The sequence below is a fragment of the Streptomyces sp. NPDC101234 genome (genome assembly GCF_044767525.1).
Classification (GTDB): Bacteria; Actinomycetota; Actinomycetes; order Streptomycetales; family Streptomycetaceae; genus Streptomyces; species Streptomyces sasae.
Genome location: NZ_JBIWOA010000065.1, coordinates 22,898 through 35,699 on the forward strand (window position 1 = coordinate 22,898; position 12,802 = coordinate 35,699).

Consider the following 12,802-nt stretch of genomic DNA (forward strand, 5'->3'; position numbering starts at 1 on the left):
TCACCAGCCAAGGAGTCCGATGGACCAGTCCGTACGACGGTACGGTGCCCGCTTCACCGGCCGTACCGCCGTGGTGACCGGTGCCGCATCCGGTATCGGAGCCGCCACCGCCGAACGCCTCGCCCGCGAGGGCGCCGCCGTGCTGCTCGCCGACCTGGCGGACGAGCGCGGCCAGGCCGTGGTGGACGGGATCACGAAGGACGGCGGCCGGGCCGCGTACGTGCACGCGGATGTCGCCGACGAGGACGACTGGGCGCGGGTCGTCACCGCCGCCCACGCCTTCGGTCCGGTCGACGTGCTCGTCAGCAACGCCTGTACCGTCGACGTCGTACCCGCCCACGAGATGTCCCTGCCGTCCTGGCAGCGGCAGCTCGCCGTCAACCTCACCGGCGCCTTCCTCGGCTTCAAGGCGGTGCTGGCCGACCTGCGCGCCCGCCGCGGCGCCGCACTGCTCACCTCGTCGGTGCACGCCCACGCGGGCATCCCCGGCCACCCCGCCTACGCCGCCGCCAAGGGCGGACTGCTCTCCCTGTGCGGGCAGCTCGCCGTCGAGTACGGGCCCGAGGTGCGTGTCAACGCGGTACTGCCCGGGCCGATCCTCACCGGGGCCTGGGACCGGGTGCCGCCCGAGGAACGGGAACGCAGCGTCGCCGGCACCGCCGCCCGCCGGTTCGGCACCCCCGAGGAGGTGGCCGCGGCGATCGCGTTCCTCTGCGCCGACGAGGCCTCCTACATCACCGGGTCCGGTCTGCTGGTGGACGGTGGCTGGAGCGTCGTGAAGGCCTCCGCATGATGCCCTTTGAACAGAAAGGCTGTACGACATGACGCCCTACGCCCGCCGCGGTGTGCACGGCCAGACCGTGGAGGCCCTGGCGCGCCGCATCCTGGGCGGTGAGATCCCCGAGGGGGCCACGCTCGACCTGGTGGCGCTCCAGAGCGAACTCGACGTCAGCCTCACCGCCCTGCGCGAGTCCCTCAAGGTGCTCGCCGCCAAGGGCATGGTCGACGCCCGCCAGAAGCGCGGCACCTTCGTACGGGCCCGCGCGGACTGGAACCTGCTCGACGCCGACGTGCTGCGCTGGCAGTTCGAGGGCGGTCGTACGACCGACGCCGACCGGTCGCTGCTGCACAACCTCGCCGAGGTCCGCGCCATCATCGAACCGGCCGCCGTACGGCTCGCCGCCGAACGCCGCACCGACGCCGACCTGGTGGCCCTGGAGGAGGCGCTGGACGCGATGGGGCGGCACGAGACCGACCCGGGCCACGCCGTCGACGCCGACCTCGCCTTCCACCGCGCCCTGCTCGCCGCCACCCACAACGAGCTGCTCGAACGCATGGAGATGGTGATCGAGTCGGGGCTCGCCCACCGCGACCGCATAGTGCACAGCTCCCCGCACAGCGAGGACCCCGTGCCCGCGCACCGAGCCGTCCTGGACGCGGTGCGCGACGGCGACCCCCGGGCGGCCGAGACCGCCATGCGCGCCCTGCTCGCCCAGGCCGGCCGCGACCTGGCCCGACTGGACGGCCCGGACGACGGGACAACCGGTCCGGACGACGGGACGACCGGTCCGGACGGGACGACCGGTCCGGACGGGACGACAGGCACCGACGACGACACGAAAGGCAGCGGCGACAAGTGAAGATCGACCGCATAGAGACCTTCCTCGTCCCGCCGCGCTGGCTGTTCTGCCGCGTCGAGACCGACGAGGGAGTGGTCGGCTGGGGCGAACCCGTCGTCGAGGGACGGGCGGAGATCGTCCGCGCGGCGGTCGACGTCCTCGCCGAATACCTGGTGGGCCAGGACCCGCTGCGCATCCAGGACCACTGGCAGGTGCTCACCAAGGGCGGCTTCTACCGGGGCGGCCCCGTCCTGTCGAGCGCCGTCGCCGGGCTCGACCAGGCCCTGTGGGACATCGCGGGCAAGACGTACGGAGCGCCCGTGCACGCCCTGCTGGGCGGTCCCGTGCGCGACCGGGTCCGGGTCTACGCCTGGGTGGGCGGCGACGAACCCGCCCAGCTCACCGAGCAGATAGCCGCCCAGGTGGAGGCGGGCTTCACCGCGGTGAAGATGAACGCCGCCGGGGCCACCTCGCCGATCACCACGCCGGCGGAGACCGCGGCCGTGGTCGCCCGGGTGAGCGCCGCCCGGGACGCCCTCGGCCCCGGCCGCGATGTCGCCGTCGACTTCCACGGCCGCTTCACCGCCGCCGGCGCCCGCCGCGTCCTCACCGAACTCGCCCCGCTGCACCCGCTGTTCGTGGAGGAACCCGTCCTCCCCGAACAGGGGCATCTGCTGCCGGGACTGGTCACGGCGAGTTCCGTCCCGCTGGCCACCGGTGAACGCCTGTACTCCCGCGGCGACTTCCTGCCCGTCCTCGCCGCCGGTATCGCGGTCGCCCAGCCGGACCTGTCCCACGCCGGCGGCATCTCCGAGGTGCACCGCATCGCCTCACTCGCCGAGACCTACGGCGCCCAGCTCGCCCCGCACTGCCCGCTGGGGCCCATCGCACTGGCGGCCAGCCTCCAAGTCGCCTTCGCCACACCGAACTTCCTGATCCAGGAACAGAGCCGGGGCATCCACTACAACAAGGACGCCGACCTCCTCTCCTACCTCGTCGACCCCGAACCCTTCCGCTTCGTCGACGGACACGCACGGCGCGGAGACGCCCCCGGGCTCGGCATCACCGTCGACGAGACGGCCGTACGCGCGGCCGACCGGGCGGGGCACAGCTGGCGCAACCCGGTGTGGCGGCACGCCGACGGCTCCTTCGCGGAGTGGTGACCGTGCCACTGGACGTCGTGACCGACCTCTTACACGGCGGCCGTTGGACCTCGCTGCGGCACGGCGGCCGCGAATGGCTGTGGCGGCGCGAGAGCCCCGGACGCGACGGCGTGGCGCCGGGGGGCGCGTTCGTGGACGCGGGGGGACTGGAGGAGTGCGTCCCCACCGTGCGCGGCACCCCGGACCACGGGGACGCCTGGTCCCGCGCCTGGACGCGGGAGGGCGACGGAGAGAGCGTCCGCTGCGACGACTTCACCCTGAACCGCACCCTGCGCACCACACCCGACGGCGTCGAAGCCGCGTACGTGCTGACGGCCGAGCCCGGTTTCCGCTTCCTCTGGGCCGCCCACGCGCTCCTGGACCTCTCCGAGGAGGCCCTCGTGAAGGCCCCGGAGGGTGCGCCCACCCGGCTCTTCCCGGAAGCGGCGCCCCTGTTGGGCCGCCCCTGGCCCGACGGCGCCCCCTGGGTGGAAGGTGTCTGGCCCGCACCCCTCGGGCTGCGTCTGGACCGGTTCGGACCCGACGACGGTACGGCGGTCGGGGCCGTGGTGGCGGCCGGCCGGTGCTGTGTGCACGACGGCGACGACCGGCTCGCCCTGGCCGTGGCGGCGGAGGGGCAGCCGCTGTCCGTCGCCCTCTGGCGCAACCTCGGCGGCTTCCCCGCCGGCCGCCCCTATCGCAGTACCGGCGTCGAGCCCATGCTCGGCCGCGTCTTCGACCTCGCGGAGGCGGGCCCGGACGACGCGGCCTGCGTCCCCGCCTCGGGCGAGGTCCGCTGGCGGCTCACCGTGAGCACCCACTGCCACTGTCCCTGAGGAACGGGGCAACCGAGGAGCCGACGCCCCGAGGACCCAAGTATCCAAGGAAGGAGCCCTGTTCATGGACCTGCGAGCCGCCCTCGCCGCCCGCCGACTGCTCGCCATCGTGCGCGGCGGCGACCCGGACGCCGCCCTGCGCACCGTGCTGACGCTGGCCGAGGAGGGCATCGAACTGATCGAGGTGTCGCTGAGCGGCGCGGACGCGCTCGGCGTCCTCGCCCGGGCCCGCAAGGAGCTGGGACCCGACCGGCCGCTGGGCGCCGGCACGGTGCTCACCGCCGCCGACGCGCACGCCGCCCACCGCGCGGGCGCCGGCTTCGCGGTCACCCCCGGCCTCGGCGCCGGTGTCGACACCGCGGTGCGGCTCGGCCTGCCGGTCCTGGCGGGCGTGCTGACCCCCACCGACGTCATCGCCGCACAGGCCCGTGGCGCGGCCGCCCTGAAGCTCTTCCCCGCCTCCGAGGCCGGGGGAGAGGGGTATCTGAAAGCGCTGCGCGGCCCGTTCCCCGACGCCGGGTTCGTCCCGGTGGGCGGCGTCGACGTCGACGCCGCCCGCGCCTACCTGGCCGCCGGGGCGACCGCCGTCGGTGTCGGCTCGCCCCTGGTCGGCGACGCCGCCGACGGCGGCAGCATCGCCGGCCTGCGCGACCGGGCCCGCGCGTTCCGGGCCGCCGTACGGACGGAAGGACAGGCATGACCGCGCCCTGGCGTCCGGCCCCTGGACGCGTCGTCTGCGTCGGCGAGACCATGGCGGCCCTCGCCCCCGACCCGCCCCGGCCGCTGGCGGACGCCGAACACCTGCGCGTGTCCATCGCGGGCGCGGAGTCCAACGTAGCCATGTACCTCGCGGACCACGGCGTGCCCGCCGTCTGGATCTCGGCCCTCGGCGACGATCCGCTGGGCCACCGGGTGCGTGCCGCGGTCGCCGCCGCCGGGGTCGACGTCACGCATGTGCGCACCGACCCGCACCGGCCCACCGGTCTCCTGCTCAAGAACCCCGGCCGCACCGGAACCCGCGTCCACTACTACCGGACCGGCTCGGCGGCCGCGGCCCTCGGCCCCGACCTCCTCGACGCCGAACCGCTGCGCTCGGCCGCCCTTCTGCACATCACCGGCATCACCCCCGCCCTCTCCCCGTCCTGCCGCGACCTGGTGACCCAGGCCCTCGCCACACCGCACACCCGACGCCCCTACGCCATCAGCTTCGACGTCAACCACCGGGCCGCCCTGTGGCCGGACGGCACCGCACCGGCGGTGCTGCGCGACCTCGCCGACCGGGCCGACATCGTTTTCGTCGGCCTCGACGAGGCACAGGCGCTGTGGGGCGCCGACCTGACCGTCACCGGTCTGCGGCACCTGCTGCCCGGCCCGCGGATCCTCGTCGTCAAGGACGGTGCCCGGGCCGCGACGGCCGTCACCGATAACGGCGTGTGCACCGTGCCCGCGCTGCCCACGGCCGTGGTGGAACCCGTGGGAGCCGGCGACGCGTTCGCGGCGGGCTTCCTGACGGGACTCCTGCGAGGGGAGACCACCACACGCGCCCTCCGGCTCGGCCACCTGACCGCGGTCTCCGCGCTCAAGGTCACGGGAGACCACGGACCGCTGCCCGACCCGGCGGACATCGAACGGCTCCTCGCCCTGACGGCCGAGGACTGGGCACGGCACCAGGGCGGACGGACGGATCGAGGCGCCGCCATGGCATCGGGGGGCGGACCTGGAGCATGCGCTTCCGGATACAAGTTCGGACGGTAATCGCCGCCCAGAAAAACACGTGGACTCAGTGACCGTCGTCGCGGCACACTTCCCTTTCCTGACCTGCCGATTCCAGGCCGCCGCGGACATGCGACGGCCGACTCGGCATGCCGTACGACGACTACACAGGGTTGATATGACATCCTCAGTCGATTTACCTGCGACCGGACCACGGCAGGGCGCGGTCCTGCTCGCGCTTCGTTTCTACGGGCGGGAGCTGGCCCGGCTCAAGCGGTTCACACTGCCCGCAATGCTGCTGCCCGCGCTCGGCAACATCGGAATCAACTACCTGGCACCGCTGGTCGTGGCCAAGCTGGTCGGCCGGATCGCCGACGGCCAGGGCCTGGGCCTCGGCACCACACTGCCGTACGTCCTCGGCTTCGCCGGTGTCCTGCTGCTGGCGGAGGCGCTCTGGCGGATCGGTCTGCACTGCCTGAACCGCCTGGACGCGCTCGGCATCGAGCAGTTGTACGTCATCGGCATGGATGAACTGTTCGCCAAGGACGCCGCGTTCTTCCACGACAACTTCGCCGGATCGCTCACCAAGCGGGTGCTGAGCTTCGCCACCCGCTTCGAGGAGTTCGGCGACACGCTCACCTTCAACATCGTCGGCAGCTTCGTACCGCTCGCTTTCGGCTCGGTCGTGCTGTGGCGCTACGAACCGCTGCTGGTCGTCGGGCTGCTGACGATGATCACGATCACCGGTGCGTGCGTCGTCCCGCTGATCCGCCACCGGCAGCGGCTGGTCGCCCAGCGGGAGGAGGCCATCGCCCGGGTGTCGGGGCATGTCGCCGACAGCCTGATGAACATGGACACGGTCCGGGCGTTCGCGGCCGAGGAGCGGGAGGCCGCCGAGCACCGGTCGCGGGTCGCCGAGTCACGGCGGCGCCAGCTGCGCTCCTGGGACTTCGGCAACCTGCGCATCGACACGTTCGTCGCGCCGATGTCCGTGGCGACCAACGCGCTCGGCCTGCTGCTCGCGGTCGCGCTGGCCGGTGGTGGGCACCGCGTGGAGGCGGTCGTGGTCGCCTTCACGTACTACTCCAACGCGACCCGGATCATGTTCGAGTTCAACCAGATCTACCGGCGCATGGAGAGCTCCATGACGGAGGCGGCCCAGTTCACCGAGCTGCTCCTGGACCCCCCGTCCGTGCTCGACCCGGAGGTTCCGGAACCGCTCGCGCCACAGGCCGCCGGTGTCCGCTTCGAGAAGGTCTCCTTCACCCACGCGGGTGCGAAGCCCTTGTTCGAGGGGCTCGAACTGGATGTACCCAGCGGGTCGAAGTTCGGGTTCGTCGGCCGGTCGGGCGGCGGCAAGACCACGCTGACCCGGCTGCTGCTGCGGATGACGGACATCGACGGCGGCCGGATCACCGTCGGCGGCCAGGACATCAGCAGGCTGCGCCAGGCCGACCTGCGCAGCCAGATCGCCTACGTCCCGCAGGACCCGGCGATGTTCCACCGCACCCTGCGGGACAACATCGCCTTCGCCAGGCCCGACGCCACCGACGCCGAGATCCGGCTGGCCGCCGAGGCCGCGCACGTCACGGAGTTCGCCGACACGCTGCCGGACGGCTTCGCCACCATGGTCGGTGAACGCGGCATCAAGCTCTCCGGCGGCCAGCGCCAGCGGGTCGCCCTCGCCCGCGCGATCCTCCGGGACGCCCCGATCCTGCTCCTCGACGAGGCGACCAGCGCGCTGGACTCGGAGAGCGAGATCCTCGTCCAGGAGGCGCTGTGGCGGCTCATGGAGGGGCGCACGGCGCTGGTGGTGGCACACCGCCTCAGCACGGTCGCCTCCATGGACCGGCTGGTGGTCCTGGACCGGGGCCGGATCGTCGAGCAGGGCACGCACCACGAACTGCTCGCCGCGGAGGGCGCGTACGCCAAGCTGTGGCAGCACCAGTCGGGTGGGTTCCTCGACGAGGACCCCGCGAGGGCCGAGGTGCACTAGGCGCTCCGTGCGTCGTTGGTCGGCTGCGGCGCCGTCGTGGCTGGTCGCGCAGTTCCCCGCGCCCCTTGCGGGGCGCTGTCGAACCGTAGGGACCATCCACCGTCTGCTCGGAAGACGCCTGCCGGGCGCGGGCGGGTGGTAGACAGGTGATCATGAGTGACCTGTCTGCCACCGCCCGCCCGGGCGGCATCCGATGACCGCCGGTATCGACACCCCCGACCGCCGGGGCCGCACCGGCCTGGACCGCACCGGCCTGGACCTGACCGGCAATCCGCGCGTCAAGGTCCGGGAGGTGAAACTGCTGTCCAGCAACTGGTACGTCGAGCGGGCCACCACCTTCGACATCCAGCACTCCGACGGCACCTGGCACACCAAGGAGCGCGAGACCCACGACCGCGGCAACGGCGCCACGCTGCTCCTCTACGACGCCGACCGCGAAACCGTCCTCCTCACCCGCCAGTTCCGCCTCCCGGCGTACGTCAACGGCCACCCCGACGGCATGCTGATCGAGACCGCGGCGGGGCTCCTGGACGAGGAGGACGAGCACCCGGAGCACGCGGTCCGCCGGGAGGTCGTCGAGGAGACCGGCCACACCGTCGGCGAGGTCCAGCACGTCTTCGACGTCTACATGAGCCCCGGCTCGGTCACGGAGAAGATCTCGTTCTACGCCGCGTCCTACGGCCCCTCGACCCACACCCACGAGGGCGGCGGCCTGGACGAGGAGGGCGAGGACATCGAGACCCTCGAACTCCCCTTCCGGCGCGCCCTGGAGATGATCCGCACCGGCGAGATCGCCGACGCCAAGACGATCATGCTGCTGCAGTGGGCGGCCCTGGAAGGCCCCTTCGCCCGCCGGTGATCCGGTCAACGCCCTTGACCTGAAGCGCACTTCAAGCTGAAGACTCCCGAGCGTGCACCCGAACCCCGGGTGCGCGGACGGAGGAGACGGCATGAAGTACCGCACCATCGGCACCGACCCGAAGAACCGCCGTGAGGTCAGCGTCCTCGCGCTCGGCGCCATGCTCTTCGGCTCCCGCACCGACGAGAGGACCTCCTTCACCGTCCTCGACCGCTATGTCGAGGCCGGCGGGAACTTCATCGACACGTCCGACAACTACGCCTTCTGGGAGGACGGGAGCCAGGGCGGCCAGAGCGAGGAACTGCTCGGCCGCTGGCGGCGCAGCCGGGGCGTCGGCGACGAGATCGTCATCGCCACCAAGCTCGGCGCCCGCCCCCTCGCCCCCGGCACCAGCTACACCGACAACCCCGAGGGCCTGTCCGCGAAGGTGGTCCGGGAGTCGGCCGAGCGCAGCCGCGAACGCCTCGGCGTCGAGAAACTCGATCTGCTGTACGCCCACATAGAGGACCCCAGCGTCCCGCTCCGCGAGACCGTCGAGGGCTTCGCCGCACTCGTCGAAGAGGGCACCGTCGGCCTGCTCGGCGCCAGCAACCACGCCGTCTGGCGGCTGGAACGCGCCCGCGCCCTGGCCGCCGCGGCGGGCCTGCCCGGCTACGAGGTGCTCCAGTACCAGCACAGCTATCTGCGCCCGCGCACCGACATCCCCGACGACCTGTTCCCGGACGGCAGCCTCGGCGGTACCGACGCCCAGCTGCGTAGCTATCTGCGCGCGGAGCCGGACCTCACCCTGGTCGCCTACTCACCCCTGCTCAAGGGCGCCTACACCAGCCCCGGCAGGGAACTGCCCGCCGACTACGACCACCCCGGCACCCCGGCCCGCCTCACCGTGCTCGGCGAGGTGGCCCGGGAGACCGGCGCGACCCTCAACCAGGTCGTGCTCGCCTGGCAGTTGGGCGGACCGCTGCCGGTCGTCCCGCTGGCCGGGGCGTCCTTTGTGGCCCAGCTGGACGAGAACCTCGCCGCCGTGGACCTGGAGCTGACGCCCGGCCAGCGGGCCCGCCTGGACGCGGCTCACTGACCGCACGGCCACCGGCGGCTACCGACCGTGCGGCTCCCGTACGACGGCGATGTCGCCCGGCGCCACGGTGACCGTGCCGTCGGCCGGCTTGCCGGACAGCAGCTCCACCGAGCCCGGCGCGACCGGGAGTTCGGCGCCCTGCCCCGCATGGTCGATCACGAACACGTAGTCCGCGTCCGCACCGCGCCGCCGGGCCACCTCCACGCCCGCCGGGGCGGTGCGGACCGCGGCCACGCCCGCCTCGGCGCGGATCCGGTCGAGCAGCCCCGCCAGGGTGTCCGCGTCCGGCAGCGTCGCCACGTACCAGGCGGCACCGGAGCCGTAGCCGTGCCGGGTCACCGCGGGCACCCCGGCCAGCGGCCCGTCGGCGTACGACGTCACCGCCTCGGCGCCCTCCAGTCGCACCCGCTCCGACCAGAGCGACCCGCTGCCGCCCTCGCTCAGCGCCACCCGCTGCTCGGGCAGCAGCGGGAACAGCTCGTCCGTGAACACGCCCAGGAGCTCCCGGAAGGCGCCCGGGTAACCGCCCAGCCGTACATGGCAGTTCTCGTCCACCGCGCCGCTGTGGAAGCCGATGATGAGGCTGCCGCCGGCCTCCGCGAAGGCCGTCAGGTTCGCCGCGCCCGTGTCGTCCACGAGGTACAGGTTCGGGGCCAGCACCGCCTTGTACGCCGACAGGTCCGCGTCCGGGCGGACGAAGTCCACGGCCACCCCGGCCCGCCACAGCGGCTCGTACCAGGAGCGGACCACGTCCAGGTAGCGCAGTTGCTCCGTCGGCTGGGAGGGCAGCTCGACCGCCCAACGGGCGTTCCAGTCCCAGACGATGGCGACCTCGGCCGTGCCGGTGCTGCCGCGTACCTCCGCCAACGCCCGTAGGTCCGCGCCCAGTCGGACCACGTCACGCCAGATCTGGCTGTCGGTGCCCGCGTGCGGCAGCATCGCCGAGTGCCACTGCTCGGCACCCGCCTTCGCCGCCCGCCACTGGAAGTAGGCGATGCCGTCCGCGCCGTGCGCCACATGCGCGAGCGCGTTGCGGCGCAACTCGCCGGGGTTCTTGGCCCGGTTGACGGGCTGCCAGTTGACCGCGCCCGTTGAGTGCTCCATCAGCAGCCACGGCCCGCCCGCCAGCGAGCGCATCAGATCGCCGCTCAGCGCGACGTCGATCTGCGACTCGGGGTCGGCCGACATCAGGTAGTGGTCGTTGGCCACCACGTCCAACTCGGGCGCCCAGCGCCAGTAGTCGAGGGCGTCGAAGTTGTACATCACCATGAAGTTGGTGGTGGCGGGGATGGCGGGGGCCGCCTCCCGGAGGACGTCACGCTCCGCCTTGTACAGCGACAGCAGTTCGTCCGAGCAGAAGCGCCGCCAGTCCAGCTGGTGCGTCGGGTTGGGTACGGCGCCGGTCGCGCGGGGCGGCAGGATCTCGTCCCAGTCGTAGTACCACTGGCTCCAGAAGGTGGTGCCCCAGGCGTGGTTGAGGGCGGCCAGGTCGTCCCCGTACCGGGCGCGCAGCCAGACACGGAAGGAGGCCGCGCTGGTGTCGCAGTAGCAGGCCGCGTTGTGGCAGCCGTACTCGTTGTGGACGTGCCACATCTTCACGGCCGGGTGGCTCGCGTACCGCTCCGCGATCGCGCCCGCGATCCTGAGCGCGGCCTCGCGGTAGGCGGGGCTGCTCGGGCAGAACGTCTGGCGGCTGCCGTACGACAGGGTGCGGCCGTCGTGGTCCACCGGGAGCGCCTCGGGGTGGGCGCGGAAGAACCAGGCCGGGGGAGCGGCCGTGGGGGTGGCGAGGTCGGCGGCGATGCCGTTCTCGTGGAGCAGGCCGAGGATCCGGTCCATGCGCGAGAAGTCGTAGACACCCTCGGAGGGCTCCATCAGTGCCCACGAGAAGATGCCGACGCTCACCATGTTCACGCCCGCCTCGCGCATCAGGCGGACGTCCTCGTCCCACACCTCCTCGGGCCACTGCTCGGGGTTGTAGTCGCCGCCGTAGGCGATGCCCGGGACGGAGAGGCTTCGGTCGCTCATCGGTCAGCTCCGGTCAGAAGGCGGCGGGTCGTCTCCACGCCCCACTGGTCGAGGGAGAGCAGGCGGTCGCTGGAGGCGACCAGGCCGCCGACGGCCTCCACATGGGCCGCCCAGCGCGCGCGGGTCTCCACCGCGGGGCGGGCCATCAGGCAGTCGGGGTCGTTGATCCAGAGGCGGTTGTGCTGCCACTGGCGGCCGGCACCGGTGAACTCCGCAGGGTCCTGGCCGGGTTGGCTGTAGTCGTCGGCCTCGGAGCGGCGGTGCGGGGCCGTGTCGGGGCTGACCCGCATCGCGTCGAACAGGCCGATCGAGGGGAGGATCGGCGCGCCGCAGCCGAGGAGGTAGGCGTCCGCGCCGATCGCCTCCCGGATCAGGGCGATGCCGAGCCGGTAGGCGGTGAGCGCGTCCGCGGCCGAGTGCCGAACGCCGTCCATGGCGCCCGCGTAGAGGAAGTCGACCTTGAAGTAGTCGTAGCCCTCGGCGCGCAGCGTCGCGAAGACGTCGGTGAGGTAGGCCGCGGCGCCCGGGTGGGTGGTGTCCAGGACGTACAGGTCGTGACCCCAGTTGCGGCCCGCGTGCAGCGGACCGCCGTCGGGGTCGCGGACCAGCCAGTCCGGGTTCTTCGCGGCGAGCTCGCTCGCCGGGTCGACCAGGAAGGGCGCCGTCCAGATGCCCGCCCGGCGGCCCCGGGCGCGGATGGCGTCCGCGATGCCCTGCCGGGAGCGGAAGCGGCCGGAGAGCGTCAGCCAGTCGCCCAGCGCCTTCTGGTAGCCGTCGTCGATCTGCACCACGTCGATCGGCAGGTCGAGGGTGTCCATCGCCCGCAGGTTCTCGTGGATGTCGTCCTCGGTGACGGCCGTGAAGTACTCGTACCAGGAGCACCAGACCGTGGGTGCCGGGCGGGGTGCCGGGAGGGCCAGGGAGTCGGCCCACTCGGCCAGCACGGCCTGGACGTCCGTGCCCGTCCACTCCTTGACCGGGCCGTCCGCCTCGACCTCCGCGACACCGCCGGCGACGGTGAGGCGGATCGACGGCACCTCGTGCAACGGGTTCGTCGCCGCCCAGAGCCGGACCGGGGAGCCGTCTCCCGGGTCGAGCGCCAGCAGGCCCTCGCCCTGGAAGGCCCCGGCCGGCACACTGCGGCCCGGGCGGTAGCACACGGTAGCCCAGTTGTCGTTCGTCGGGCGGTGGGGCGAGGCGCCGAGGGCGTAGGAGCCGCTCGGCGACCAGGACTGCCAGCCCTCCTCGTGGACACGGGCGGTGCGCGTGTCCACGGGCACGGAGGCGACCGGGGTGAACGGGTTGTGCACGGGGTTCTCTTTCACGGGAGGCCGAGTGCGTGCGCACCCGGCCGGGTGGAGCCGGATCAGCCCTTGGCGGAGCCGAGGGTCAGACCGCTGACGAACTGCTTCTGGAGTACGAAGTACACGACCAGCGTCGGGATCGCGGTGAGCAGCGAGCCGGCGGCGACCAGGTTGGGGTCGGTGAAGTACTGGCCGGAGAGGTTGTTCAGCGCCGAGGTGATCGGCAT

The 12,802-nt window shown here is 72.8% G+C and carries 11 protein-coding genes and 1 pseudogene; 9 read left to right on the forward strand and 3 right to left on the reverse strand.

What is annotated here, in order from left to right; all coding sequences use genetic code 11:
• The first annotated feature begins 19 nt into the window (after positions 1 to 19).
• From ACIRR9_RS53145 to ACIRR9_RS53185, 9 genes are all read left to right on the forward strand, one after another.
• A complete protein-coding gene (locus tag ACIRR9_RS53145) occupies positions 20 to 793 on the forward strand; it encodes an SDR family NAD(P)-dependent oxidoreductase (RefSeq protein WP_403768416.1) in 774 nt (257 codons plus the stop codon).
• A gap of 28 nt (positions 794 to 821) precedes the next feature.
• Positions 822 to 1,640 (forward strand): FadR/GntR family transcriptional regulator, encoded by an 819-nt coding sequence (locus tag ACIRR9_RS53150; protein WP_403768419.1) that lies wholly within the window; start codon positions 822 to 824, stop codon positions 1,638 to 1,640.
• Positions 1,637 to 2,782 carry a galactonate dehydratase gene (gene dgoD, locus ACIRR9_RS53155; RefSeq protein ID WP_365351580.1) on the forward strand — a complete coding sequence of 382 codons (1,146 nt, stop codon included), beginning with the start codon at positions 1,637 to 1,639 and terminating at the stop codon, positions 2,780 to 2,782. Before ACIRR9_RS53150 ends, dgoD begins: the two co-directional genes overlap by 4 nt.
• Complete coding sequence (locus ACIRR9_RS53160; RefSeq protein WP_403768423.1) at positions 2,779 to 3,597, forward strand: hypothetical protein; 819 nt, start codon at positions 2,779 to 2,781, stop codon at positions 3,595 to 3,597. The genes dgoD and ACIRR9_RS53160 overlap by 4 nt, the downstream gene beginning before the upstream one ends.
• 64 nt (positions 3,598 to 3,661) lie before the next feature.
• Positions 3,662 to 4,297: a bifunctional 4-hydroxy-2-oxoglutarate aldolase/2-dehydro-3-deoxy-phosphogluconate aldolase gene (locus tag ACIRR9_RS53165; protein WP_403768426.1), complete on the forward strand. Its 636-nt coding sequence runs from the start codon at positions 3,662 to 3,664 to the stop codon at positions 4,295 to 4,297.
• On the forward strand, positions 4,294 to 5,352 hold the full coding sequence (locus tag ACIRR9_RS53170; protein ID WP_403768429.1) for a sugar kinase: 1,059 nt from the start codon (positions 4,294 to 4,296) through the stop codon (positions 5,350 to 5,352). The genes ACIRR9_RS53165 and ACIRR9_RS53170 overlap by 4 nt, the downstream gene beginning before the upstream one ends.
• Before the next feature lie 136 nt (positions 5,353 to 5,488).
• Positions 5,489 to 7,306, forward strand: a complete 1,818-nt coding sequence (locus ACIRR9_RS53175; RefSeq protein ID WP_403768432.1) for an ABC transporter ATP-binding protein — start codon at positions 5,489 to 5,491, stop codon at positions 7,304 to 7,306.
• A 193-nt stretch (positions 7,307 to 7,499) separates the two neighbouring features.
• Positions 7,500 to 8,165, forward strand: coding sequence for an NUDIX domain-containing protein (locus ACIRR9_RS53180; RefSeq protein WP_403768435.1), 666 nt, complete (start codon positions 7,500 to 7,502; stop codon positions 8,163 to 8,165).
• Positions 8,166 to 8,256: 91 nt separating this feature from the next.
• Positions 8,257 to 9,243, forward strand: coding sequence for an aldo/keto reductase (locus ACIRR9_RS53185; RefSeq protein WP_403768438.1), 987 nt, complete (start codon positions 8,257 to 8,259; stop codon positions 9,241 to 9,243).
• A gap of 18 nt (positions 9,244 to 9,261) precedes the next feature.
• Here the strand turns inward: ACIRR9_RS53185 and ACIRR9_RS53190 are convergent, their stop codons facing one another.
• The 3 genes and pseudogenes from ACIRR9_RS53190 to ACIRR9_RS53200 form a co-directional block, all read right to left on the reverse strand.
• On the reverse strand, positions 9,262 to 11,271 hold the full coding sequence (locus tag ACIRR9_RS53190; RefSeq protein WP_403768441.1) for a beta-galactosidase: 2,010 nt from the start codon (positions 11,269 to 11,271) through the stop codon (positions 9,262 to 9,264).
• Positions 11,268 to 12,581: a glycoside hydrolase family 36 protein gene (locus tag ACIRR9_RS53195; RefSeq protein ID WP_403768447.1), complete on the reverse strand. Its 1,314-nt coding sequence runs from the start codon at positions 12,579 to 12,581 to the stop codon at positions 11,268 to 11,270. The genes ACIRR9_RS53190 and ACIRR9_RS53195 overlap by 4 nt, the downstream gene beginning before the upstream one ends.
• Before the next feature lie 56 nt (positions 12,582 to 12,637).
• Positions 12,638 to 12,802 (reverse strand): annotated as a pseudogene (locus tag ACIRR9_RS53200) (carbohydrate ABC transporter permease); the annotation flags it as partial.

What these genes read in the sequence shown, in the direction of transcription:
- ACIRR9_RS53175 (WP_403768432.1), top strand. Translation starts at nt 5,489, where the DNA reads ATGACATCCTCAGTCGATTTACCTGCGACCGGACCACGGCAGGGCGCG.
- ACIRR9_RS53170 (WP_403768429.1), top strand. Translation starts at nt 4,294, where the DNA reads ATGACCGCGCCCTGGCGTCCGGCCCCTGGACGCGTCGTCTGCGTCGGC.
- ACIRR9_RS53180 (WP_403768435.1), top strand. Translation starts at nt 7,500, where the DNA reads ATGACCGCCGGTATCGACACCCCCGACCGCCGGGGCCGCACCGGCCTG.
- ACIRR9_RS53150 (WP_403768419.1), top strand. Translation starts at nt 822, where the DNA reads ATGACGCCCTACGCCCGCCGCGGTGTGCACGGCCAGACCGTGGAGGCC.
- ACIRR9_RS53165 (WP_403768426.1), top strand. Translation starts at nt 3,662, where the DNA reads ATGGACCTGCGAGCCGCCCTCGCCGCCCGCCGACTGCTCGCCATCGTG.
- ACIRR9_RS53185 (WP_403768438.1), top strand. Translation starts at nt 8,257, where the DNA reads ATGAAGTACCGCACCATCGGCACCGACCCGAAGAACCGCCGTGAGGTC.
- ACIRR9_RS53190 (WP_403768441.1), bottom strand. Translation starts at nt 11,271, where the DNA reads ATGAGCGACCGAAGCCTCTCCGTCCCGGGCATCGCCTACGGCGGCGAC.
- ACIRR9_RS53145 (WP_403768416.1), top strand. Translation starts at nt 20, where the DNA reads ATGGACCAGTCCGTACGACGGTACGGTGCCCGCTTCACCGGCCGTACC.